19 protein-coding genes are annotated in these 24,022 nt (G+C 71.6%); 11 read left to right on the forward strand and 8 right to left on the reverse strand.

Annotated elements, in window-relative coordinates; translation table 11 throughout:
• The first annotated feature begins 366 nt into the window (after nt 1–366).
• Nucleotides 367–3,246, forward strand: a complete 2,880-nt coding sequence (locus ACFZB9_RS32485) for a BTAD domain-containing putative transcriptional regulator (protein ID WP_391453199.1) — start codon at nt 367–369, stop codon at nt 3,244–3,246.
• Nucleotides 3,247–3,739: 493 nt separating this feature from the next.
• Here ACFZB9_RS32485 and ACFZB9_RS32490 read toward each other — a convergent pair whose 3' ends face one another.
• On the reverse strand, nt 3,740–4,294 hold the full coding sequence (locus tag ACFZB9_RS32490) for a hypothetical protein (protein WP_391453200.1): 555 nt from the start codon (nt 4,292–4,294) through the stop codon (nt 3,740–3,742).
• 218 nt (nt 4,295–4,512) lie between these two features.
• On the opposite strand from ACFZB9_RS32490, the gene ACFZB9_RS32495 reads away from it, so the two are divergent.
• Nucleotides 4,513–5,103: a class I SAM-dependent methyltransferase gene (locus ACFZB9_RS32495; protein ID WP_391453265.1), complete on the forward strand. Its 591-nt coding sequence runs from the start codon at nt 4,513–4,515 to the stop codon at nt 5,101–5,103.
• Between the two features lie 65 nt (nt 5,104–5,168).
• On the forward strand, nt 5,169–5,651 hold the full coding sequence (locus tag ACFZB9_RS32500; protein ID WP_391453201.1) for a VOC family protein: 483 nt from the start codon (nt 5,169–5,171) through the stop codon (nt 5,649–5,651).
• Here ACFZB9_RS32500 and ACFZB9_RS32505 read toward each other — a convergent pair.
• On the reverse strand, nt 5,636–6,925 hold the full coding sequence (locus ACFZB9_RS32505; protein WP_391453267.1) for a nucleobase:cation symporter-2 family protein: 1,290 nt from the start codon (nt 6,923–6,925) through the stop codon (nt 5,636–5,638). The genes ACFZB9_RS32500 and ACFZB9_RS32505 overlap by 16 nt on opposite strands.
• Before the next feature lie 511 nt (nt 6,926–7,436).
• On the opposite strand from ACFZB9_RS32505, the gene ACFZB9_RS32510 reads away from it, so the two are divergent.
• Nucleotides 7,437–9,743, forward strand: a complete 2,307-nt coding sequence (locus ACFZB9_RS32510) for an NAD(P)-dependent oxidoreductase (RefSeq protein WP_391453203.1) — start codon at nt 7,437–7,439, stop codon at nt 9,741–9,743.
• 37 nt (nt 9,744–9,780) lie between these two features.
• Here ACFZB9_RS32510 and ACFZB9_RS32515 read toward each other — a convergent pair whose 3' ends face one another.
• The gene (locus ACFZB9_RS32515) at nt 9,781–11,946 is read right to left on the reverse strand and encodes a tetratricopeptide repeat protein (RefSeq protein ID WP_391453205.1); all 2,166 of its coding nucleotides are present in this window, start codon (nt 11,944–11,946) and stop codon (nt 9,781–9,783) included.
• A gap of 61 nt (nt 11,947–12,007) precedes the next feature.
• Nucleotides 12,008–13,021, reverse strand: a complete 1,014-nt coding sequence (gene trpS / locus ACFZB9_RS32520; protein ID WP_391453207.1) for a tryptophan--tRNA ligase — start codon at nt 13,019–13,021, stop codon at nt 12,008–12,010.
• Between the two features lie 273 nt (nt 13,022–13,294).
• On the opposite strand from trpS, the gene ACFZB9_RS32525 reads away from it, so the two are divergent.
• The 5 genes from ACFZB9_RS32525 to ACFZB9_RS32545 all read left to right on the forward strand — a co-directional run bounded on the left by ACFZB9_RS32525 (nt 13,295) and on the right by ACFZB9_RS32545 (nt 19,509).
• Nucleotides 13,295–14,977, forward strand: coding sequence for a purple acid phosphatase family protein (locus tag ACFZB9_RS32525; RefSeq protein ID WP_391453208.1), 1,683 nt, complete (start codon nt 13,295–13,297; stop codon nt 14,975–14,977).
• A gap of 146 nt (nt 14,978–15,123) precedes the next feature.
• Nucleotides 15,124–16,122: a phosphotransferase family protein gene (locus tag ACFZB9_RS32530; RefSeq protein ID WP_391453209.1), complete on the forward strand. Its 999-nt coding sequence runs from the start codon at nt 15,124–15,126 to the stop codon at nt 16,120–16,122.
• Nucleotides 16,123–16,127: 5 nt separating this feature from the next.
• Nucleotides 16,128–17,306 carry an acyl-CoA dehydrogenase family protein gene (locus tag ACFZB9_RS32535; RefSeq protein WP_391453210.1) on the forward strand — a complete coding sequence of 393 codons (1,179 nt, stop codon included), beginning with the start codon at nt 16,128–16,130 and terminating at the stop codon, nt 17,304–17,306.
• The gene (locus tag ACFZB9_RS32540; RefSeq protein WP_391453211.1) at nt 17,303–18,484 is read left to right on the forward strand and encodes an acyl-CoA dehydrogenase family protein; all 1,182 of its coding nucleotides are present in this window, start codon (nt 17,303–17,305) and stop codon (nt 18,482–18,484) included. Before ACFZB9_RS32535 ends, ACFZB9_RS32540 begins: the two co-directional genes overlap by 4 nt.
• Entirely contained in the window at nt 18,481–19,509 is a 1,029-nt protein-coding gene (locus tag ACFZB9_RS32545; protein WP_391453212.1) for an acyl-CoA dehydrogenase family protein, read from the forward strand. Before ACFZB9_RS32540 ends, ACFZB9_RS32545 begins: the two co-directional genes overlap by 4 nt.
• Before the next feature lie 58 nt (nt 19,510–19,567).
• Here ACFZB9_RS32545 and ACFZB9_RS32550 read toward each other — a convergent pair whose 3' ends face one another.
• The 3 genes from ACFZB9_RS32550 to ACFZB9_RS32560 are packed head-to-tail and all read right to left on the reverse strand — an operon-like array spanning nt 19,568 to nt 22,067.
• A complete protein-coding gene (locus ACFZB9_RS32550; protein ID WP_391453214.1) occupies nt 19,568–20,524 on the reverse strand; it encodes an NADPH:quinone oxidoreductase family protein in 957 nt (318 codons plus the stop codon).
• On the reverse strand, nt 20,521–21,315 hold the full coding sequence (locus ACFZB9_RS32555; protein ID WP_391453216.1) for an SDR family oxidoreductase: 795 nt from the start codon (nt 21,313–21,315) through the stop codon (nt 20,521–20,523). The genes ACFZB9_RS32550 and ACFZB9_RS32555 overlap by 4 nt, the downstream gene beginning before the upstream one ends.
• Nucleotides 21,312–22,067: an SDR family oxidoreductase gene (locus ACFZB9_RS32560; RefSeq protein WP_391453217.1), complete on the reverse strand. Its 756-nt coding sequence runs from the start codon at nt 22,065–22,067 to the stop codon at nt 21,312–21,314. The genes ACFZB9_RS32555 and ACFZB9_RS32560 overlap by 4 nt, the downstream gene beginning before the upstream one ends.
• Before the next feature lie 135 nt (nt 22,068–22,202).
• On the opposite strand from ACFZB9_RS32560, the gene ACFZB9_RS32565 reads away from it, so the two are divergent.
• Entirely contained in the window at nt 22,203–22,820 is a 618-nt protein-coding gene (locus ACFZB9_RS32565) for a TetR/AcrR family transcriptional regulator (protein WP_391453219.1), read from the forward strand.
• Nucleotides 22,821–22,841: 21 nt separating this feature from the next.
• Here the strand turns inward: ACFZB9_RS32565 and ACFZB9_RS32570 are convergent, their stop codons facing one another.
• Nucleotides 22,842–23,468: a LysE family translocator gene (locus tag ACFZB9_RS32570; RefSeq protein ID WP_391453220.1), complete on the reverse strand. Its 627-nt coding sequence runs from the start codon at nt 23,466–23,468 to the stop codon at nt 22,842–22,844.
• An 85-nt stretch (nt 23,469–23,553) separates the two neighbouring features.
• Between ACFZB9_RS32570 and ACFZB9_RS32575 the strand changes: the two genes are divergently transcribed.
• Nucleotides 23,554–24,012, forward strand: coding sequence for an Lrp/AsnC family transcriptional regulator (locus ACFZB9_RS32575; protein WP_391453222.1), 459 nt, complete (start codon nt 23,554–23,556; stop codon nt 24,010–24,012).
• Nucleotides 24,013–24,022 lie beyond the last annotated feature (10 nt).

Genomic DNA, 24,022 nt, shown 5'->3' on the forward strand with positions numbered 1-24,022 from the left:
GACGCTCCCCCTTGTCCGGCCATTTGTTACTTGACTTCTACCCGGCAAGATCTCCTCTCGATCGCTTTGCGCTCAATACTGGTCATAACAAGGATTAAGTGATGCAGTGTCTCCATCCCGCAATCACTCGTGGTACCTCACCCACCCTCCACTCTGTCAAGGGGGAGAACGTTGGTAGAACTGCGGCTTTTGGGCACTGTCGAACTGGTGGTCGCCGGCCAGAGCACCCGGATCAGGCTGGAGAAGGTCCGCTGTCTGCTGGCAGTGCTGGCCCTGGAAGCCGGGCACGCGGTGTCACTGGAGACCCTGGCCGACCGGCTCTGGGACGGCAACCTGCCCGCCGAACCGGCCAACAGCCTGCACTCGTTGGCCTCCAAGCTGCGCAAAGCACTTCGGACCGCTGCCGAGGACGAGGGCGACGGGCCACCGCCCCCGATCATCGCGCACGGCCACGCCTACACCCTCGATGCGGATCCGGGCATCGTCGACTATCACCGCTTCCGCCGCCTGACCCAGCGCGCCCGCACCGCTGCCGAACAGGGCGACGACACCCAGGCTTTGGCCCAGCTCACGCAGGCCGATGCCCTGTGGACCGGTGAGCCGTTGGCCGGCCTGCGCGGCGACTGGGCCGACGGAGCCCGGGCCACGCTGAGCGGCGAGCGGTTGGCGGCGACGCTGACCGGCATCGAAGTCGACCTGCGCATGGGCCACTTCACCGACCTCGTGCCGGTCCTCTCCCAACTGGTTTCCGCCCATCCCACCGATCAGACCCTGGTCTCCCGCCTCATGCTCGCCCTGCACGGCGCCGGCCGCCAGGACGACGCACTCGCCCGCTACCGGGCCACCCGCCGCACCCTCGACCAGCATCTGGGCACCACCCCCGGGCGTGAGCTGACCGAGCTGCACGCGCGAATCCTGGCCGGGACACCGGCGGAGCGGCTGGTGCCGAGGGCACGGAACCCGGCCGCGAAGGCGCCTGAGCCGGTGCCCGCACCGTCGCAGTTGCCGCCACTGGTCGGACGGGAAGTGGACCTGGCGGACCTGGTGCGCGCGGTCACGAGCTCCGGTCACGCGCGAGCCGTCGCCATCACGGGTACCGGCGGGGTCGGGAAGTCCCTACTGGCCCGGCATCTCGCCGAACGGCTGCGCGACCGGTTCCCCGAGGGGCAGTTCCTGGTCTCGCTGCACGGGTTCTCCGTGGCCCGGCAGCCGCTGACCGCCGAGAGCGCGCTGCTGGAACTGCTGCGGGCCATCGGAGTGCCGCTGACGCGGTTGCCCGTCGCATTCGGCCAGCGCGTCGAGCTCTGGCTGCGGATGCTGACAGAACACCGCTATGTGATCGTGCTGGACGACGTCGCCCAGGCTGAGCAGGTACGGCAGTTGATTCCGGTGACCTCGAACTCGCTGCTGATCCTGACCAGCCGGGTGAACCTGAGTGACCTCCCGACAGTTCACCAGCACGGCGTGGGTCTGCTGAGCATGACGAGCGCGGTCGAGCTCTTCCAACAGCTGGTGGGAGAAAGGGCAGCACATCAGGACGTCGTCCGGGACATCATCGCCCGCACCGACTGCCTTCCCCTGGCGGTCGAAATCCTGGCGATGCGCTTCCGGTCACGGGCGTCTTGGACCCTCCAGCATCTTGCGCAACGCCTGTCCACCGCCACCTCGCTGATCGATGAATTCCACTACAAGGAGAATGCCCTGACGGTCCATCTGGACCTCTCCTACCGGACTCTCAGCACCGACCACCAGCGCGCCTTCCGACTCCTCGGGCTCCATCCCGGGCCTCGGTTCGACCAGTTCGCCGCGGCAGCCCTGCTGGGCGCCCCGCTTCGGCAGTCCGAGCGCGCGCTCGAAGCGCTGCTCGACGCCCACCTGATCCAGGAGCCCAATGTCGAGACCTTCTCCTTTCACGACCTGTTGGGTTCCTTCGCCGCCGACCTGGCCGAGTCGGAGAGCTCGATGGAGGAGCGGACTGCGGCCGCGAACCGGCTCACCAGGTTCGCCCTGTGCGCGACGGATCACGCCGACCGACTGCTCTACCCACACCGGCTACGGCTCCCCTTCGCCGACCTGCCGCCTGGCCCGCCGGCCGGTCTGTCGTGGAACTCGCCTGCGCAGGCCCGCCGCTGGCTGATCAACGAACAGGCCGGCCTGCTGGCGATCCAGCAGCGGGCGATCGCCGACGGCAACCGCATCGATGCCTTCCGCCTGCTCCATCTGCTGGCCGGCTTCCTCGACGCCGAGTGCTTCTGGGCCGACGCCGTGCCCCTGCACCAGAGTGCCGCCGAGTTCTGGCACACGACGGACCAGCCGCAGGCCGAGGTGCGGGCGCTGCTCGATCTGGGCTACGCCCACCAGCGTGGCACGCAGTACCTCCAGGCGGACGCGAGCACGACGAGAGCCCTGAGACTCGCGAGAGCGGCGGAGGATGTGGAGGGAGTGGCCGAGGCGCTGAACCAACGGGGGATGCGGCACGCCCGGGAGGGCGACCAGATGGTCGCCCTGGCGCTCCTGGAGGAGGCGCTGGCCGCCAACCAGGACACCGGAAATCAACGGCAACACGACCGGATCGTCAACAACATCGGCATCTCCCTCATGCACATGGGCCAGCAGGATCGGGCGATCACCGCTCTCGACGACGCGCTGGCCGGATTCAACGCAGCCGGGAACTCACGACTTTCCGCACAGCTGCTCACCAACCTTGGCTATGCCCAGTCGAAATCCGGAGACACCGCGACAGCACATGCGACATTCAAGCGTTCCTTGTCGACCGGCACCGGGGTGCTTTCCGAGCTGGAGATCGCCATGATCCAGAACAACCTGGTGGCAACCACCCGATTACCCGCTGAGCTTGATCAAGCGCGCATGCTTCAGGAGTCGACTCTGACGACCTTTCGAAGCGCGGGTGACCGCTGGAACCAGGCTGAAGGACTGATCACCCTCGGCAACCTCCACCAGCGAGCCGAACGCCCCCACGAGGCCGCGACACTGCACCGCGAAGCGTTGGCCCTGGCCACCCGCATCGGCGCCGACCACAAGCAGGTGGCCGCACTCCTGGGCCTCGGACTCGCCGAGGCCCAGCTGGGCCACGATGAATCCGCGCGTCGGCACCTCCTGGCGGCCTGCGATCTGGCCGCGCGGATCAAGGCACCGGTGGAGGGGGTCCAGGCCCGCACCGCGTTGGCCGAGCTCCTTGACCACCGCAACGGGACTCGCAAGGCCGAGCATCGCCGGGCACCCTGAGCACACCGACCTAAATAGCTTTGTATTACTTTCCCAGTGGGCTCATCCAGAGCACGCTTCACCATGGCCTCGTTTGCCCCGTGGGGCACCAGCTCTGTACGTTAATCCCAACGTTCTGACGATCAGTCAAAACGATGAGATGGACACGTGCGTACGGAGCAAACCAGTTGAGACTCTTTGTCAGCACTGCCCTCACGCTCGGGGTAGTGGCTGTGGGCACCATCAGCACCGCACCACTGGCAGCAGCGGGCACCGTCACGCACCCCACGGCGATCGCCCTCGTACATCAGTCGCCAACGGCCGGCCCGCCTGCAGTCGCTGACGCGATAGGAATGCGCACCCAGGAAACGGTGTTCTGGATGTCATGCCCAGAAGACGCGTTCCAGATGTGACGTGAAACGGGCTCCTCCCGCACCCCGCGCGGGAGGAGCCCGTGAGCCAATACCCGAAGTTCCGCGTCCGGGCGAGTGAGGTAGTAGCCGAACCAGCCGACCTACAGCGGTGTGATGGTGATGACGTCGGCGTAGTCGAGGCTTGTGACGCCGGCGGGGGTCAGGCAGGCGGCGAAGGCGAGGTTGAGGGCGGTGAACGTCTCGACCACGTGGTCGCCGGAGAACTCGCCGGCCGTGACCGTGCCGGTCTCGGTGATGACGGTGTTGGACAGGCCGCGCAGCACGGAGGCCGTGAAGGGGAACGAGGTGGACCGGCCGTCGTTCCAGGCGACCGTCTCCGTCCCGGTCTCGGTGATCAGCTGGGTGCAGCTCAGGTCGATCAGGGCCGTCACATCCCGGCTGCCGGCCGTAGCGGCGGAGCCGACGGCGAGGCAACTGCCCGTCGGGCTGTGGTCGGTGATGATGTTGAGGTTGCCCTCGTCGACCACCGTGGTGGGCTGGACGGTGTCGGTCAGGCCCGGGGTGTAGGTGGTGTAGGTCCAACCGGTGCAGGTGATGCCGGGCGTGGGGTCGGCCTGCGCCGGGGCGGAGGTCGCGAGGAAGCCGGTGGTGGCGAGGACCGGGGTCAGGACGAGGGCGAGCTTGCGAGTGAGCACGCTGCCTCCCTTTCTGGTTCGACGGGAGGCATCGTCCTCCGGATCGGCTGCCGCGGCCAGGGGCGTACGGGAGCACGACGGGTGGCCTAACCTCGGGGGTGGACAGGCCAGTTCGCCTCAAGCAGGAGCCGCCCGATGCCCCGTGACCCGCAGTCCTTCGATCACGTCGCCGAGGAGTACGAGCGGCTGCACGAGCTGGTCGGCGATCCGGTGGGCGACTGGTTGCCGCAGGTGCTGCGGCCGGCGAAGGGCGGGCGGGCGTTGGATCTCGGGTGCGGGGGTGGGCGGCATGCGGGGTACTCGCAAAGCGGTACGCGGACGTCGACGCCATCGACGTTTCGGTACCGATGATCGAGCTGGCCCGCCGCAAGCGGCCACGTGACAATGTGCGCTACCGGGCTGCCGACCTGCTGGAGATGACCGGCCCGTACGACTTCGTGCTCAGCGCCGCGACGCTGCACCACGTCCCCGACCTCGGCGCGGCGCTGCGGCACATCCGATCGTTGGTCGCGCCGGGCGGGCGGGCCGTGCTGATCGACACCGTCTCGCGGCGGCCGGCCACGCCGCGCTGGTGGCTGTACTGCGGCTCGGTGCGCAAGCTCGCGCAGAACGTGGTGGGGCGCGGGCCGGCGACGGCGTGGGAGATCTTCCGGCTCTCCACCGGCGACTGGCTGGAGCACCGGGCCGGCGACCGCTACCTCAGCCGGGAGGGCTTCGAGCGGGCGTACGGCGCGGTCTTCCCCGAGGCGCGCTTCCAGCCGGTCGGGCGCGCCCAGGGGATGGTCTGGGACGCGCCGGCGCAGGAGTGACGCGGTCGCGGCGTCCGTCCGTGCGCGCGAGGATGGTGGGGATGCCCGGGTAGGAGGAGGTAGGCATGGCTACCGGCGGATTCACCACGTGCCTGTGGTTCGACGGACAGGCCGAGGAGGCGGCGAACTACTACGTCTCGATCTTCAAGGGCGGGAAGCTGGGCCGGATCGGCCGGTACACCGAGGCGGGTCCCGGGCCGGCCGGCAGCGTGCTGGCCGTCGAGTTCGAGATCAACGGCCAGCGCTTCGTGGGCCTCAACGGCGGGCCGCAGTTCACCTTCAGCGAGGCCATCTCGTTCCAGATCGGCTGCGCGGACCAGGCGGAGGTGGACTACTACTGGACCGAACTCAGCGAGAACGGCGGCCAGGAGGGTCCCTGCGGCTGGCTGAAGGACAGGTTCGGCGTCTCCTGGCAGGTGGTGCCGACCCTGCTGCTTGAGCTGGTCAGCGACCCCGATCCGGTGAAGGCCGTGCGGACCACCGAGGCGATGTACAAGATGGGCAAGCTGGACATCGCCGCCCTGCAGAAGGCCTATGACGGCGCCTGAACGGAGCTGCGGGAGAGCCCGCGCCCCAGGTGGTTGAAGAGCAGGTTCAGCGTGATCGCCGCCAGGCAGCCCGCCGAGATGCCCGAACTCAGGATCGTCGCGAGCTGCTGCGGGAAGGCGTGGTAGAAGTCCGGGTACGCGATCGGGAAGATACCGAGCGCCAGACTCACCGCCACGATCAGCGCGTTGGACCCGGCCGACAGGTCGGCCTTGCCCAGCGTCCGCAGCCCGGCCACCGCCACCGAGCCGAAGAGCACCACCCCGGCGCCGCCCAGCACCGGCTGCGGGACCAGCGAGACCAGGCCGCCGACCATCGGCATCAGGCCCATCACGATCAGGAAGGCGCCGCCGAGCGCCACCACGAACCGGCTGCGGATCTTCGTCAGCGCCACCAGGCCGATGTTCTGCGCGAAGGCCGAGCAGATGAAGCCGTTGAACACCCCGCCGAGCGCGGTGGCCAGCCCGTCCGCACGCAGTCCCGCCGCGATCGTGCGGTCGTCGGCGGGACGCTCCACCACCTCGCCGAGCGCGATCATGTCGGCGGTGGACTCGGTCATCGCGACCAGCATCACCACCAGCATCGAGACGATCGAGGCGGTCTCGAAGCGCGGCGCACCGAAGGCGAAGGGGTGCGGCAGCTCGAAGACCGGCAGCGAGGCGAGCGCGTGCAGGTTCACCTTCCCGAACGGGACCGCCACCAGCGTGCCGACCAGCAGGCCGCACAGGATCGCGATCCGCTGCAGGAAGCCCCGCAGGAAGCGGTTGAACAGCAGCACGGCGAGCAGCGTGACCCCCGCGAGCGCGAGGTTGCCCGGCGAGCCGTAGCCCCGCGCGTGCGCGTCGCCGCCCTGTGCCCAGTTGCCGGCCACCGGTAGCAGCGAGACGCCGATCAAGGTGATCACGGTGCCGCTGACCACCGGCGGGAAGAAGCGGACCAGCCGGCAGAGCACCGGCGCCAGCAGGAAGCAGGCCACCCCCGCGATCAGCGTGGAGCCGAAGATCAACGGCAGCGCGGCCCCTTGCTTCGCCGCCACCACGGCCAGCACCGGCGAGACGGTGGCGAACGAGACGCCGTTGACGAACGGCAGCCGCGAGCCGATCCGCCACACCCCGAGCGTCTGCAGCAGGGTCGCGACCCCGGCGAGGAAGAGGTTCGCGGCCAGCAGCGTGGTCAGTTGGGACGCCGTCAGACCGACCGCGCCGCCGATGATCAGCGGCGGCGCGGCGACGCCCGCATACATGCTGGCCACGTGTTGGAGCGCGCCCGCCGACATCCGCCCCAGCGGCAGCAGGTCGTCCACCGGGTGGCCGGCGGCCGGCTCCCCCACGGGCTCGGCGATCTCCGGTGCGGCGCTCTCCGGTGCGGCGATGTCCGGTACGGCGATGGCGGTGTCCGGTTGCGACACCAGATCCTGACGGCCCATGACTGTGGTCCCTCCACATCTGACCGGTGGTGGCTTCGGGTCCGGGAACGACGACCGAAGTGCGGGACGGAGCACGGTGACGCTGGGACGACCCTGGCGGACGGCGGGACGGCCGTCCACCCACCGGTACCTGCGGCGAACAGGTCCGGCCCAGGCGAGCAGAAACAGAAAGCACCAATTCCACGATGTGGAAGGCAACTTCCGCGATGCAGTGAATCTAGGAAGCGGTGCCCGCCTCGTCAATAGCTCCCGCAGGATCAACCCCGACCACGCGGACTCTTGGACCTTTCTCCAAGCGCGTGCGCACAAGCCCCGAGGCCCGCGCGTCAGGCCCGCACGAGCCTGGTGCATGCTGGCAGGCGTGATCGGTCCGAGTCTCGCCCCACCCAGCACCGCGCCCGGCGGTCCGCGCCCGCCGGTCGGTACCCGCCGGTTCCGGGTGCTGGTGATCGACGCCGCCCCCGACGAGTTGCTGTACCGCGAGATCGACCACCTCCTCTCGCTCGGCCCGGACATCACCCTGAACCTGCGGCGGGTCGCCGATCGGGTCGCCGTGCGGCGGGCCTATCAGGAGCGCGTGACCTTCACCGACCTCGACGGCTTCGACCGGGACGGGCTGCTGGACGAGATCACCCGCGACGGCCTCGGCTTCGACGCCCTCAAGACCCGGTTGGCCGTGCCACTGGGCGAGGCCCTGTTCCGGGCGGGAACCGCTCCCCGGCAGCGGCATCCGCTGCGCGTCATCGCCCAGGCCGGCCCCGACACCGCCCACATCGACGTGCCCGCGGCCATCCGCCACGGCATCCGGGTCGGCCATACGCCCGGGGGCGACGCGGATGCCGTCGCGGAGTTCGCGCTCACCCAACTGCTGTCCCTCAACCGCGGCCTGGCGGTTCCGCGGCCTCGCCAGTTGACGAGTCTGACCCTCGGGATCGTCGGGTTCGGTCACGCCGGCCGGGCATTGAGTGGCCGGGCCACGGCGCTGGGCATGCCGGTGGTCGTCTACTGCCCCCGCTCGAACGCAGCGGACGCCCCGGCCGGAGTACAGCGAGCGGAGTCACTCGACGAACTCCTGGCGCTGTGCGACGTGGTCTCACTGCACGGACCGCGGACCGAGCAGGCCCAAAGGCTGATCGGACACCGCGAACTCGCGTTGATGCGCCCAGGATCCGTACTGATCAACGCGGCGCGCGAGTCGGTGGTCGACCAGCATGCACTGGCAGTCGCCCTGAGCGACCCGGACCACCCGGTCACCGGTGCCGCCCTGGACAGCTTCGCCGATGAGCAGGAAATCCGCGCATCCCCGCTGTTCGGCCTCGACTCGGCCTTTCTCTCGCCGCGGCTGGCCGGAGCGACCCATGAGGCGCTGACCACCGCCGCCCTGCGCAGTAGCGAGCAGCTCGTTGCCCTGCTGACCGAGGCAGCCCTGCCGCCCCTGACGCCGGCCGTCCCCACGGTGACGGCCGGCCGGTCGGACCCGATCGCCGGGCAGTGGACGACCCTGCCCGGTTGCAAGCAGGTCCTGGTGGTGGTCCATACCCTGGTGTACGGGCAGCGGCTGCGGGATCTGCTCCCACTGTTCCGGGCCGACCTGCGGACCCAACTCGTGTTCACGGTGGGCCCGCACCCGTTCAACAGCGGTGTCGAGGGCTTCCTCCAGCGGCTGGGCGGCAGGGTGCTGCCCTGGGAGGTGGCCGTCCGCACGAATTTCGATCTGATCCTGGCCGCCGGTGCCCGGGGCACCGAGCAACTGCGCGGGCCGCTGGTCCACCTGCCGCACGGGGTCGGATACCTGAAGCTGTCCCGGCCCGATGACGGCCCGGACCGGACCGTCGCCGGACTCGGTCGGCGCTACCTCACCTGGGACGGCAGGGTGGTACCTGCCGCACTCGCGCTCGCGCACCGGAACGACGCGGCGGAGCTGGCGCGTTGCTGCCCGGAAGCGCTGCCCATCGCCTCCGTGGTCGGTGACGCCTCGTACGACCGCATCGCCGCAGAGCTGCCGCGCCGCGCGGTCCACCGCCGAGCACTCGGGCTGCGCGAGGACGAGCGGTTGCTCCTGGTCTGCTCCACCTGGGGCAGCGGATCGCTGTTCCAGCGGATCGGCTCGCTGCTCCCCCGGCTGCGCACCGAGCTTCCTGCCGAGCGCTACCGCATCGCGCTGCTGCTGCACCCCAATGTGTGGGCAGGGCACGGAGGCTGGCAGATCAGATCATGGCTCGGGAACGACCCGAACGGCCACCCCTTCCTGATCGAGCCGGAGTTGGACTGGAGGCCGCTGCTGATCGCCGCGGACTTCATCATCGGTGACCACGGCTCTCTCACGCTGTACGGAGCAATGACCAGTGCCCCCATCCTGATCAGTCACGATCCGCAGCAGGACGTCAATCCGCGCTCCCCCGGCGCGCGACTCGCCCGTACGGGCCCCTGGCTCTCGGCACGACAACCGCTCGACGAGCAGCTCGAACGTGCGGCAACGGAATACCGCCGCGAGAGGTACCGGCCGATCGCCGAGCAGATCTCCTCGGAACCGGGCCGGTTCAACCGGAACATGCGCGGTCTTCTCTACCGGTTGCTGCTGCTCGACGAGCCGAACGGCGAACCCCCGACCGAACCACTCGAACTCCCCGTCCCCCTGGCCGAGCAGAGCCACCGGCGGTCCTGGTGACCGGACCACGCACGCCGGCCCGGTCGCGTCGGCCCGGTCACCCCGGCCCGGTCGCGTCGGCCGACCGGGCCTCCACCATGCGGATCCGCTGACGCAGCCGCTGCTGGTCGGGCTGATAGAGCTCCTGGTCGCCGCCGGCCTCGGCGAAGTAGTCGAGTGACTGTCGGTAGCGGAGCAGCGCCTCCGACAACCGCCCCCGCGCCTGCACGGCCTGACCCAGCTCTTCCAGGATCGACGCCTGCCAGTGACGCGAACCGGTCTCCCGGAAGTAGTCGAGTGCCCGGAGGAGCGTCTCCTCGGCCTCCGCCGGCAGGTCGCTCTCGCGCTGGGCCCGGCCCAGGTGGCCCAGTGCCCGGGCCGCCTCGTACTGGTCGTCGAGTTCGATGAAGGCATCGTGCGCGGCGAGCAGACCGGGCACCGCCTCTGCGGGTCGCCCCTTGGCCAGCAGGAGTTCGGCCAGAGAGAGCCTGGTCAGCGCGGCTCCGCGGGCGTAGCCGATGGAGAGACGAAGCCGCAGGGCCTGATGGAAGCAGCGCTCCGCCTCGGCCAGTCGGCCCGCGATCCGGTGGGACTGTCCAAGGCCGTGCCAGGCCTGAGCCTCATCCCGCCGATCAGCGCGCGCACGGGCCAGCTCAAGCGCCTGCGTGAAGCGGTTCGTCGCTTCACCCACCCGGCCCACGCTGTACAGGCCCACACCGGCCGAGGTCAGCATCCGGGCCTCCGCCGCCTGATCCCCCTGGCGCCGCGCGGCGGCGAGACCGAGCTCATGAGCGGCGATCCACAGGTCATACGGGCGCAGTCGCAGGAAGAGCGGCCACATCGCGTCGACCAGCTGCCAGGCGACAGTGTCATGGCCGGTCGCTGCCGCGACCTCGACCAGCCTCATCAGGTGATGGCGCTCTCGATCCAGCCAGTCCAATGCACCGTGTGGATCCGCCTGGTCGAAGGGCGGCTGCGGTACCGGTGCCACGTAGTCGCGCCGCAGGTTGCGGTGGGTCGGGGTGAGAAGGGCCTCCGCCGCGCTGGCGGTGGCCAGGTACCAGTCCAGCAGTCGACACAGGGCTTCGTACTGGACCCCCGGAGTCTCCTTTTCATCGACGCAGGCCCGGGCGTGCAGGCGAACCAGTGCGGAGCAGCGGTAGCGCCCGGCACCGAGCTCCTCGGCCAGGCCGGCTTCGAGCAGTTCCTCCAGGACCGCGGGGAGCCTCTCGGCGGCGATCAGCGAAACCGCGTGGGCGTCATCGCCGGTGAAGTCGGCGAACGGCAGCAGCCCGAGCATCCGGTAGAGCCCGGCCGCCTCCGGCGACAACAGCCGGCAGGAGTCGTCCAGTGCTCGGCGCAGCACGTGCCCGCTCATCCGGTCGAACGCGGCGAGCCGCCCGCCGCGCTGCTCCAACTCCCGTGTCGCGGTGGCGATCACCAGTCCGGGCCGCCCCTCGACGCGGGCTGCGACGGCGCCGGCGAGCAGCGGCACGCCCGCGCACCAGCCGACGATGTGGTGCACGGCCTGCGGCTCCGCCGATACCCGGCTCGGACCGATTCGGGCAGCAAGGATGGCGGTCAACGCTTCTCTCGACAGCGGACCGAGCGGGCGGCGGGCCGCACCGGCGGCACCGAGGCCGGTCAACCGCCGTCTGCTGGTGACAATCACCAGAGAACCACCCGATCCGGGCAGCAGCGGAGTGATCTGATCCGCTGTCAGCACATCCTCCAGAAGCAGCAGAAGTCGCCGTTCCGCGGCCAGGGACCGCCACAGCGCCGCGCCTTCGGCGAGGTCCGCCGGTACCGCCGTGACACCGAACGCCCGCAGGAACGCGGCGAGCGGCTGGGCCGGGTCCACCGGCCCATCGGCGCGCAGCCGAAGGTCCGCGTACAACTGCCCGTCCGGGAAAGCCGATGCGCGGCGGTGGGACCAGCACAGGGCCAGCGCGGACTTGCCGACGCCGACCGGCCCGGTCAACGCCACCAGCGGTACGGCTGCCTCGAACAGGGTGTCGAGATCGGCCAGCTCGGACTCTCTCCCGAGCACCGGCAAAGGCACAGCGGGGAGTTGGCGCGGCACCGGCAGCGTCTCACGACTGAGCGCGCCGTTCAGGTTGACCGTGCCGTGCACATCGCGGGCCTGCAGGCTGCCACCGATCCAGGCCTGTCCGGCGACCGTGTTGCCGTACCGACCAACCGTGCCATCAGGCCCCCCGTCCACCGGACGAGGGTACCGCGCCGACCGCCCACCGGGCCCCGCCACGCGGGCGATTCGCGCCCGCTCAGTACCGCATCCCCATCGCCTCGGTGACTTCGGACAGGGTGGCCTCGGCGACCTCGTTGGCGCGGGTGTTGCCGCGGGAGAGGACTTTGCGGAGGTGGGCGCGGTCGGCTTCGAGGTCGGCGCGGCGGGCGCGGATGGGGCGCAGGTGTTCGTTGACCGCTTCGGTGACCAGGGTCTTGAGGGCGCTCGCGCCGCCGTCGCCGATCTGCTCCGCCACCGAGTGCGGGTCGCGGCCCTGGCAGAGGGCGGCCAGGCGCAGCAGGCTGGCCACTTCGGGGCGGCGCTGCGGGTCGTAGGTGATGCGGCGGTCGGTGTCGGTCTTCGCGCCGCGCAGCAGGCGGGCCGTCTCGTCGGCGCTCGCGCCCAGGGCGATCGCGTTGCCGCGGCTCTTGCTCATCTTGCCGCCGTCGGTGCCGAGCAGCAGCGGGAGTTCCGAGAGCAGCGCCTGTGGCTCCGGGAAGAGCGGCGAACCCGCGTGCGGATAGCGGGCGTTGAAGCGGCGGGCGACGGTGCGGGCGACCTCCAGGTGGGGCAGCTGGTCCTGGCCGACCGGCACGAGTGCGGCCTTGCAGAAGAGGATGTCGGCGGCCTGGTGCACCGGATAGGTCAGCATCAGGCCGCTGACCTGGGACTGGCGCGAGTGCGCGATCTCGTCCTTGACCGTGGGGTTGCGGTGCAGTTCGGCGGCGCTGATCAGGGAGAGGAAGGGCAGCAGCAGCTGGTTGAGGGCGGGCACCGAGCTGTGCGTGAAGATCACCGCGCGCTCGGCGTCGATCCCCACCGCCAGGTAGTCGAGCAGCAACTCCTCGACGTACTCGGCGAGTCGGTCGGCCACATCGCGGTCGGTGAGCACCTGGTAGTCGGGGATCACCACGAACAGCTCGGCGCCCTCGGCCTGCAGGCGGACCCGGTTCTGCAAGGAGCCGAAGTAATGGCCCAGGTGGAGTCGGCCGGTGGGACGGTCGCCGGTCAGCACGCGGGGGCGGGTCTGGGGGAGGGTTCGGGTGGTCATCTGCTTCTCCTGTGGGGGTGGCACGGGGTGGCCGTCCGGCGTGGGCCCGTGCGATGGAGAAAGCAGAAGGGCCGTCCGTCCGGACGGCCCAGGGCATGGGATATGCGCGGCCGTCCTAGGACGGCCACCAGCTGATCGGGAGCATCGGTGTGCGCATGGTGACCACTGTAACCCCTGTCAGCGTTCAGTGGGGCGCCGAATTCCGTTCACCGGACCGGGGTAGGCGGCCGCTAGCGTGAGCGGCCGTCAACGACCCCCAGACGAGGAGTTCCCGTGGAGCAGTCCCATGACGCCCCCGAGCAGAGCAGCGGTGGCAGCAGCGTGAGCCGGCGGGCCGCGCTGCGGCTGACGGCCGGGGTGGGCGGTGCCGCGCTGGCCGCCGGGCCGCTGCTCGGCGCGACCAGGGCGGCTGCTGACGACGGGTCGGGCAGCGGGTCGGACAGTGAGTCGGGCAGTGAGTCGGGCGACGGGTCGACGGCCGATCAGGGCCAGGGCTCCCCGCTGCTGCTCACCCGCCCCGAGTCGCTCGGCGCCCCGGCGGTGGAGGGGCTGCACCTGACCTTCGGCACCGACCCGACCCGCCAGATGAGCGTCTCCTGGACCACCGACGGGCAGGTGCGCAACCCCCGGGTGCGCTTCGGCACCCTGGAGGGCGGCTTCGGGCACACCGTGGCCGCCGACACCCGGACCTACACCGACGGCGTCAGCAACCGGATCGTCCACACCCACCACGCCCGGCTGACCAACCTGAAGCCCGGCACCTACTACACCTACGCCGCGCTGCACGACGGCGGCCGCCCGGACGCCGGCACCTTCCGCACCGCCGCGCGCGGCCGGCAGGCGTTCACCTTCACCAGCTTCGGGGACCAGGCGGTGCCGAACACCACCTGGCAGCCGGACGGCAAGGGCGGCTACACCTCGGTGCCCAGCGGCATAGCCTCGCCCGCCTCGGCGGACATCGTGGCCGGCATCGAGCAGGTCGACCCGCTCTTCCACCTGCTCAACGGCGACCTCTGCTACGCCAACATCTCGCCGGACCGGCTGCGCACCTGGCAGGGCTTCTTCGCCAACAACACCCGCTCGGCGCGCTACCGCCCGTGGATGCCGGCGGCCGGCAACCACGAGAACGAGAAGTCCAACGGGCCGATCGGCTTCACCGCCTTCCAGACCCGCTTCGACCTGCCGGACAACGGCGGCGACGACGAGACCAAGGGTCTGTGGTACTCCTTCACGGTCGGCTCGGTGCACGTGGTGGTGCTGCAGAACGACGACGTGGCCTACCAGGACGCCGGCGACGCCTACGTGCACGGCTACAGCGGTGGCGCCCAGCGCGCCTGGCTGGAGAAGGACCTGGCCAAGGCCCGGGCCGACCACTCGATCGACTGGGTGGTGGTCTGCATGCATCAAGTCGTGATCAGCTCCTCGGACGCCAACGGCGCCGACCGCGGGGTGCGCGAGCAGTGGGGACCGCTCTTCGACCGCTACCAGGTGGACCTGGTGGTCTGCGGCCACGAGCACGACTACGAGCGCTCGCTGCCGGTGCGCGGCACGATCTCCGGCTCGGAGACGCTGACCCCGAACCCGGTCTCCACCGCCACCGATGTGATGGACACCTCGCAGGGCACCGTGCACATGGTGCTGGGCGGTGGCGGCACCTCCTCGCCGACCAACAGCCAGTTCTTCAAGCCCGCCCAGGCCAAGGTGATCACCGGGGTCGGCGCGGTGGGGGCGAACGGCAAGCGCACGCCGGTGTACGTGCACGAGGACGCGCCGTGGGTGGGCGTGCGGGACCTGGACCACTCCTACGGCTTCGCCGCCTTCACGGTGGACCCGGGCACCAAGCCGGGCGGCACCACCAGCATCCATGTCACCTACTACCGGGTGGCCCAGCCGGACGGATCGATCAGCCCGATGGAGAGCTTCGTGCTGCACCGCCGACGCTCCGACCACCACTGAGCAGTCCAGCGAAGCCACGGGCCGCGTCCACCACCGGGTGGGCGCGGCCCCGCCGCTTCCGTTGACATGCCCAGCCGTTGACATCCCCTGCCAGGAGCGAGAGGCTAAGCAAGCGCTTAGTCAGTCCCACTCTCGCCGAGGATGCCATGACCGACAATCCCCCCGGACTCGACCTCGCCGCCCTCCAGGCCCATCTGGGCACCGGAGCGCTGAGCGCCGAGCTGATCGAGGGCGGCCGTTCCAACCTGACCTACCGGCTGACCGACGGCGAGCAGCGCTGGGTGCTGCGCCGCCCGCCGCTGGGGCACGTGCTGGCCACCGCACACGACATGGCCCGCGAGTACCGGGTGATCGGCGCGCTCGCCGGTTCGCCCGTCCCGGTGCCGCGCACGGTGCGGCTGACCGAGGACCCGGCGGTGATCGGCGCACCGTTCTACCTGATGGAGTTCGTGGACGGCACCGCGCACCGCGACAGCGCCGCGCTGGCCGCGCTCGGGCCGGCCCGGGTGCGCGCGCTGGCGGATCACCTGGTGGACACGCTGGTCGCGCTGCACGCTGTCGACCCGCAGGAAGTCGGCCTGGCCGACTTCGGGCGCCCTGAGGGTTTCCTGGCCCGGCAGGTGCAGCGCTGGGGCAAGCAGCTCGCGGCCTCCCGCAGCCGCGAGGTGGCCGGGATCGACGAACTGGCCGCCAAGCTGGCCACCACCCTGCCGCCCTCCCCCGCGCCCACCCTGCTGCACGGTGACTACCGGCTGGACAACGTGCTGGTCGGCCCGGACGACCGGATCACCGCCGTGCTCGACTGGGAGATGTCCACCCTCGGCGACCCGCTCACCGACCTCGGGCTGCTGGTGATGTACACCGAACTGGCCGCGGAGTTCGCCGGGGTGATCCCGGGGGTCGCACTGGCGCCCGGCTTCCCGTCCGGCGCCGAGCTGATCGACCGCTACGCCGACCGCTCCGGGCGGGACGTGGCCGCCGTCGACTGGTACGTGGCCTTCGCCTCGTTCAAGCTCGCCGTGGTGCTGGAGGGCATCCACTACCGCTACGGCCAGGGCCGCACGGTCGGGGCCGGCTTCGACCGGGTCGGCGACCTCGTCCCGCTCTTCGTCGCGCACGGCCTGACCGCACTCAAGGAGCGCTGAACCGCATGGACTTCGCCTTCGACTCCCGCACCGAGGAGCTGCGCGAACAGCTCTCGGCCTTCCTCACCGAACACGTCTACCCCGCCGAGTCGCGCCTGGTCGTCAACGAGGACTGGTCGACGCCGGCCGTCATCCGCGAACTCCAGCGCGAGGCCCGGGCGCAGGGCCTGTGGAACCTCTTCTGCGAGCTGCCCAATCTGCAGTACGCGCCGCTCGCCGAACTGACCGGGCGCAGCATCCTGTTGGCGCCGGCCGCGGTCAACTGTGCGGCCCCCGACACCGGGAACATGGAGCTGCTGGCGCAGTTCGGCGACGAGGCGCAGCGCAAGCAGTGGCTGGAGCCACTGCTCAACGGCGAGATCCGCTCCGCGTTCGCGATGACCGAGCCCGAGGTGGCCTCCTCGGACGCCGGCAACATCGAGACCCGGATCGAGCGGCACGGCGACGACTACGTGGTCAACGGCCGCAAGTGGTACATCACCGGGGCGATGAACCCCGACTGCAGGATCTTCATCGTGATGGGCAAGACCGACCCGCACGGCGACCCGCGCCGCCAGCAGTCGATGATCCTGGTGCCGCGCGACACCCCGGGCGTCACGGTCAAGCGGGCGATGACGGTCTTCGGCTACGAGGACCGTGACCACGGCGGCCACGCCGAGGTGCTCTTCGAGGACGTCCGGGTGCCGGCCGCCAACCTGATCGGCGAGCCCGGCTCGGGCTTCGCGATCGCCCAGGCCCGGCTCGGCCCCGGGCGGATCCACCACTGCATGCGGGCGATCGGGCTCGCCGAGCGGGCACTTGAGCTGATGTGCCGCCGGGTCACCGAGCGGGTCGCCTTCGGCAAGCCGCTGGCCGCGCAGGGCGTGGTGCAGGACTGGATCGCCGAGTCCCGGGTGCGGATCGAGCAGGCCAGGCTGCTGGTGCTCAAGACGGCCTGGCTGATGGACACCGTGGGCAACAAGGGCGCGCACACCGAGATCCAGGCGATCAAGATCGCGGTCCCGCAGACCGTCGAGTGGATCCTGGACAAGGCCGTGCAGGCGCACGGCGCGGCGGGGGTCAGCCAGGACACCCCGCTGGCCCAGCTCTGGGCGGGCAACCGCACGCTGCGGCTGGCCGACGGTCCGGACGAGGTGCACCGGCGCTCGCTGGCGCGCCGCGAGCTGCGGAGGTACCAGGGGTGAGCGAGGACGATCTCCGGGCACGGACACAGGAGTTGCTGGCCGCCTACCCGCCCTCGGAAGTCGATCGGCTCGACTTCCTGCGCGCCCGCTTCGACGCCGGTCTCGCCTGGGTCCACTTCCCGCTCGGGCTCGGCGGCCTCGGCGCGCCGCGCGCACTGCAGGCCGTGGTGGACGCCGAGCTGGCCGACGCCGGCGCGCCGGACAACGACCCGCGCCGGATCGGCATCGGCCTGGGCATGGCGGCGCCCACCATCCTGCGCTACGGCACCGCCGAGCAGCAGCAGCGCTGGCTGCGCCCGCTGTGGACCGGCGAGGAGGTCTGGTGCCAGCTGTTCAGCGAGCCCGGCGCCGGCTCCGACCTGGCGGCGCTGGCCACCCGCGCGGTGCCGGACGCCGAGGGCAGCTGGCTGGTCAACGGCCAGAAGGTGTGGACCTCCTCCGCGCACACCGCGCGCTGGGCGATCCTGATCGCCCGCACCGATCCGGCGGTGCCCAAGCACCAGGGCATCACCTACTTCGTCTGCGACATGACCGACCCCGGCGTGGAGGTCCGCCCACTGCGGCAGATCACCGGCGAGGCGGAGTTCAACGAGGTCTTCCTGACCGACGTGCGGATCCCCGACACCGACCGGCTCGGCGCCGTCGGCGAGGGCTGGCGAGTGGCCCAGACCACGCTGAACAACGAACGAGTGGCGATCGGCGGCCAGCGCACCCCGCGGGAGGGCGGCCTGATCGGCATCGTCGCCGAAACCTGGCGCGAGCGGCCCGAGTTGCGCACCGCCGAGCTGCACCAGCGGCTGCTCCAGCACTGGGTGGACGCCGAGGTGCTCCGGCTGACCGGCGAGCGGCTGCGCCAGCAGCTGGCGGCCGGCCAGCCCGGCCCCGAGGGCGCCGGCGGCAAGCTCGGCTTCGCCCGGCTGGCCCAGCAGTTGACCGGCTTCGAGGTCGAACTGCTCGGCGAGGAGGGCCTGGGCTACGACGACTGGACGCCGCGCCGCCCCGAACTCGTGGACTTCAACGGCCGCGAGGCCGGCTACCGCTACCTGCGGGCCAAGGGCAACTCGATCGAGGGCGGGACCAGCGAGATCCTGCGCACCATCATCGCGGAGCGGGTGCTCGGCCTGCCGCCCGAGCCTCGCACCGACAAGGACGTCCCGTGGAAGGAGCTGTCCCGGTGAACCTGCTGTACTCCGAGATCGAGGAGGAGCTGCGGGCCAGCGTGCGCGATCTGCTGCACGACCGCAGCCCGGCCGAGGCGGTGCTGGCCCGGATCACCGCCGGCCAGGGCTACGACCCGGCGCTGTGGCGGGCGCTCGCGGTGGAGCTGGGCGCGGCCGGGCTGCAGGATCCGGCCTCCGGAGGTTCGCTGCGCGAAGTCGCGGTGGTGATGGAGGAGTTGGGCCGCTCGTTGGCGCCCACCCCGTTCCTGGGCAGCGCGGTGCTGGCGACGGTGGCGCTCGGCCCGGCCGACCAGCGGTTGGCCTCGGGCGAGCGGACCGGGACCCTGGTCATGCCGTTCTCGGGCGGAGCGCCGACCGTGCGGGTGGCGGGCGGCCGGCTGACCGGGTGGGTCAGTTCGGTGGCCGACGCACTGACGGCCGACCTGCTGGTGGTACCGGTGGTGGGCGGGGCGCTGTGGGTGGTGGAGCGCGGCTTCACCGTTCCACCGCGCACCTCGCTGGACCAGACCCGCCCGCTGGCGGACGTCGTACTCGATGACGCCCCGGGCGAGTTGGTGACCGAGGACCCGGCGGTGCTGGAGCACGCGCTGCTCACCGGCGCCGGGATGCTCGCCTCCGAGCAGCTGGGGATCGCCGAGTGGTGCCTGGCGACCACCGTCGAATACCTGCGCGAGCGGCGGCAGTTCAACCGGCAGCTGGGCTCCTTCCAGGCGCTCAAGCACCGCCTGGCGGACCTGTGGCTGGAGGTGGTCGGTGCCCGGGCCGCCGCCCGGGCCGCGGCCGACGCGCTGGCGGGCGCGGCGGCGGACGCGCCGCTGCTGGTCGCGGTGGCCGCCTCGCACTGCGGCACGGTGGCGGTGCGGGCCGCCGAGGAGTGCATCCAGCTGCACGGCGGGATCGGGATGACCTGGGAGCACCCGGCCCACCTCTACCTCAAGCGGGCCAAGGCCGACCAGCTGGCCCTCGGCACTCCGGGCCACCACCGCGCCAAGCTCGCCGAGTTGGCGAACCTGCCGGCCTGAGAGGCACGCCCTGACACGTCGATGCCCCGGGGAGCCGCTCCCCGGGGCATCGACGGCTTCAGGTCAGGATCACCACGCGCCCGGTGGTCTTCCCCTCGGCGACCCGCTGCACGCCGTCCGCGGCCTGCTCGAAGGCCAGCCGCTCGCTCACCAGCGGGCGCACCAGGCCGGCCTCGGCCAGCTTGGTGAGCTCCTGGTGGGCGGCCCGCACCGCCGCCGGGTCCTTGGTGTTGTAGAGCCCCCAGTGCAGGCCGAGCACCGAGTAGTTCTTCACCAGCGGGTGCCCGAGCGCGGGCGTCGGGATGCTGCCGCTGGCGAAGCCGACCACCACGATCCGGCCCTCGAAGGCGATGCACCTGGTCGACCCGGTGTAGGCATCGCCGCCCACCGGGTCGAAGACCACGTCCGCGCCGCGTCCGCCGGTGGCCTCCTTGACGGCGGCCACGAAGTCCTCGCCGGTGCGGTCGACGACCACGTCGCAGCCCAACTCCTGGGCCACCGCGGCCTTCTCGGCGCCGCCGACGACGCCGATCACCCGGGCGCCGGCCGCCTTGCCCAGTTGTACGGCCGCGCTGCCGACGCCGCCCGCCGCCGCGTGCACCAGCAGGGTCTCCCCCGCCCGCAGTGCGGCCCGGCGGTGCAGCGCGAACCAGGCGGTCTGGTACCCGATGTGCAGCGCGGCGCACTGCGCCTCGTCCAGCGCCGCCGGCGCCGGGAAGAGCGCCCGCCCGTCCAGCAGCGCGTACTCGGCGAACGCCCCGGTGCCGGCCACCGGATTGCCGATCACCAGCTCACCGGAGGGCAGTTCGCCGCAGAGCTCGACGCCCGGGGTGAACGGCAGCGGCGGCTTCACCTGGTACATCCCCAGGCACATCAGCGCGTCCGGGAAATTGACCGCCGCCGCCCGCACCTTCACCAGCACCTGGTGCTCGCCGGGGACGGGCACCGGGGCGTCCTCGACCAGCCGCATCACCTCGCGCGGCAGCCCCAACTCGCCTACCTGCCAAGCCCTCACGCCTGTCCCTCCACGATCTTGCGCTGCAGGTGGTTCATCGCACCGAGCCAGCCGTCCGGGTCGGTGGCCCGGTTCGCGTAGTAGCCGGCCACCTCGGGGTGCGGCAGGATCAGGAACCGCTCCTCGGCGATCGCCCGCAGCACCTCGCGCGCCACCTGCGCGGGCTCCAGGGCGGTGGCGCCCATCAGCGCCTCGCCCACCCGTCCCGCGTCCTGAAGGATCTTGGTGCGCACGCCCTGCGGGCACAGCGCGTGCACCCGCACGCCCCGGTGCCGGTAGGTGGCGGAGAGCCACTCGGCGAAGGCGAGCGCGGCGTGCTTGCTGACCGAGTAGGGGGCCGAGCCGAGCATGGTGAGCAGTCCGGCGGCCGAGACGGTGGCGACGAACCGGCCCTCGCCGCGCTCCAGCCACTCGGGCAGCAGCAGTTCGGCGGCCCGGACGTGGCCCATCACGTTCACCTCCCAGGCGGCGCTCCACGCGGACTCGGGCGCGTCCGCGCCGCCGCTGGTGCCGACCCCGGCGTTGGCGCAGTACACGTCGATGCCGCCCAGCTCGGCCCGGGCCGCTTCGATCAGCGCCGCGACGCCCTCGCGGCTCGCGGCGTCGCCCGGCACGGCCACCGCGCCCAGCCGGGCGGCGGTCGCGGCGGCCGCCCCGGCGTCCAGGTCGTTGACCACCACCTGGGCGCCCTCGGCCACGAAGGCCTCGGCCAGCGCCGCGCCGATCCCGCGCCCGGCGCCGGTCACCACGCAGCGCCGGCCGCTCAGCGGGCCGCCCGAGGGGGCCGTCACAGCCCACCGCCCAGGGTCACGCCGCCGTCCAGCACCAGGGTCTGCCCGGTGATCCAGGCCGCGTCCTCGGAGAGCAGGAAGGCCACCGCACCGGCCACGTCCTGCGGCACGCCGAGCCGCTTGAGCGGGTAGGGCGCGGCCGCCTCCTCCTCGCGCCCGCTGAACAGCGCCTCGGCGAACTTGGTCTTGACCACGGCGGGGGCCACCGCGTTGACCCGGATGTCCGGCCCGAGTTCGCCGGCCAGCTCCATGGTGAGCCGGGAGAGCGCGGCCTTGCTGACCCCGTACATGCCGATGCCCGGCGAGGTGCGCACACCCGCGATGGAGGAGACGTTGACCACCGCGCCGCCGTGCTCGCCCATCCAGGCCCGGTGGGCGAGCCTGGTCCAGGCGAGCGGCGCGAGCACGTTGACGGCCAGGATCTTGGCCGCGGCCGTCAGGTCGGTCTCCAGCACCGGGCCGAAGATCGGATTGATCCCGGTGTTGTTGACCAGCAGGTCGAGCCGGCCGAAGGCCGCCATCACCTGGTCCACCGCATCCTGCTGGTGCGCGGGGTCGTCGGCCTTGCCGGCCACCGCGATGGCGTGCTCGGGGCCGCCGAGGTCCCGCACCGCCTCGGCGAGCGGCTCGGGGTTGCGGGCGGTGATGCAGACCCGGGCCCCGTGGGCGACGAGCTCGCGGGCGATCGCCAGGCCGATGCCCCGGCTCGCCCCGGTGACCACGGCCACCTGTCCCTTGAACGAAAGCGTCATGGCCGTCCTCGTGGTAGTAACTAAGCGCTTGCTTAGCATCTTGGGCTCAGGGCACACTGTCAACAGTCCGGCGCCCGATGGGGGTCCCCGGCCGCAGGCCGAGGGAGGCGCACCACCCGTGCGAGGATGTCGCCCATGACCACCGCGCAGCACCTGGCCGAGGAGTGGCCCGGGGAGCGCCCCGAGGCCGCGCGCCGACTGCTGCTCGCCGCCGTCGACTCCTTCGCCTCCCGCGGCTTCCACGCCACCACCACCCGCGACATCGCCACCGCCGCCGGGATGAGCCCCGCCGCGCTCTACATCCACTACCCCTCCAAGGCCGCGCTGCTCGCCGAGATCAGCCGGCACGGGCACGCCACCACCCTCGCCCTGGTCGAGCAGGCGGCGGCGGGCGAGGGGGACCCGCGGGCCCGGATGCGGCAGCTGGTCGAGCAGTTCACCGCCTGGCACGCACGCGGCCACACCGTGGGCCGGATCGTCAACTACGAGCTGCGCGCGCTGCCCGAGGCGGACTTCGCCGAGGTCGCCGAGCTGCGCCGGCGGATCGAGGAGGCGGTCAAGCAGCTGATCGAGGAGGGCGTGGCGGCCGGCCACTTCAGCGTCGCCGAGACCCGCACCGCGGCCCGCGCGGTCACCTCGCTCGGCATCGACGTGGCCCGCTGGTACAACGAGCGCAGCAGCGAGAGCCCCGAGGAGCTCGGCGCCCGCTACGGCGACCTGGTGCTGCGGATGCTGGGCACCACAGCGGACTGACGAGCTCGGGTGACCGGGTTGCTACGCGGTGGCGGTGACGGCGGCCACGGCGAGGAGGAGGACGGCCGAGGCGGTGGAGACGCGGCGGGCGCCCTGTTCGGAGTTGGTCAGTGAACCTCCGGCGCGGCCGGCGAGGAGTGCGACCGCGCCGTATATCCCGGCGCAGGCCAGGACGTTGAGGGCGCCGAGCACGGCCACCTGGCCGCCGATCGGGAGGGCGGCGTGCGGGGCGATGAACTGGGGGATCAGCGAGAGGTAGAGCAGCAGGCCCTTGGGGTTGAGCAGCGCGGTCAGCAGGCTCTGGCGCAGCACGGCGGCGGTCGAGCGGCCGGCGGCGGAGGCGGCCAGCGCGGGGGTGCCGCGGCGGGCGGCGCGCAGCATGTTGACCGCGATCAGCACCAGGTAGGCGGCGCCGACGTAGCGCAGCGCTGGCAGTGCCGCGGGTATCGCGCGCAGCGCGGCGGCCAGGCCGGCGGCCGCGAGCAGGGTGTGCACGGCGTAGCCGGCGCAGATGCCGGCCACCGCGGTCAGACCGGTGCGGCGGCCCTGGCCGAGGCTGCGGGCGACCACGTAGAGCCAGTCGGGTCCGGGGGTGCAGACCAGCAGCAGGTCGACGCCGAGGAAGAGCAGGAGCAGGTGCGTGTCCATGATGAGGCGACGCTAGCGAAGGAGCGCTAGCAGCCGATGGCCAGTTCGGGCGACTCTCCCGGCGATCATGGCAGGATAGTGCGCCATGGACCGCATTGACCGCAGAATCTTGCGCGAACTCCAGCAGGATGGTCGCCTCAGCAACGCCGACCTGGCCGATCGGGTCGGCCTGACCCCCTCGCCCTGCCTGCGCCGGGTGCGCCAGCTGGAGCAGGACGGGGTGATCCGCGGCTACCGCGCCCTGCTGGACGGGGCGGCGCTCGGCCTCGGCTTCCAGGCGTTCGTGACCGTGGTGATGCGCCAGGAGGACAAGGCGACGGTCACCGAGTTCGAGCGGCAGGTGGCGGCGCTGCCCGAGGTGGTGGAGGCGCACCGGCTGTTCGGCGACCCGGACTACCTGCTCCGGGTCGCCGTGGCCGATCTGGCCGCCTACGAGCGCTTCCACACCGACGTGCTCTGCGGGCTGCCGGGGATCGCCCAGGTCAACTCGCACCTGCCGCTCAAGCTGGTCCGCCCGGACGAGGGCATCCCGACCGGGGCCTGAGCCACGGCGG

Source organism: Kitasatospora sp. NPDC008050 (assembly GCF_042957465.1).
Taxonomy (GTDB): domain Bacteria; phylum Actinomycetota; class Actinomycetes; order Streptomycetales; family Streptomycetaceae; genus Kitasatospora.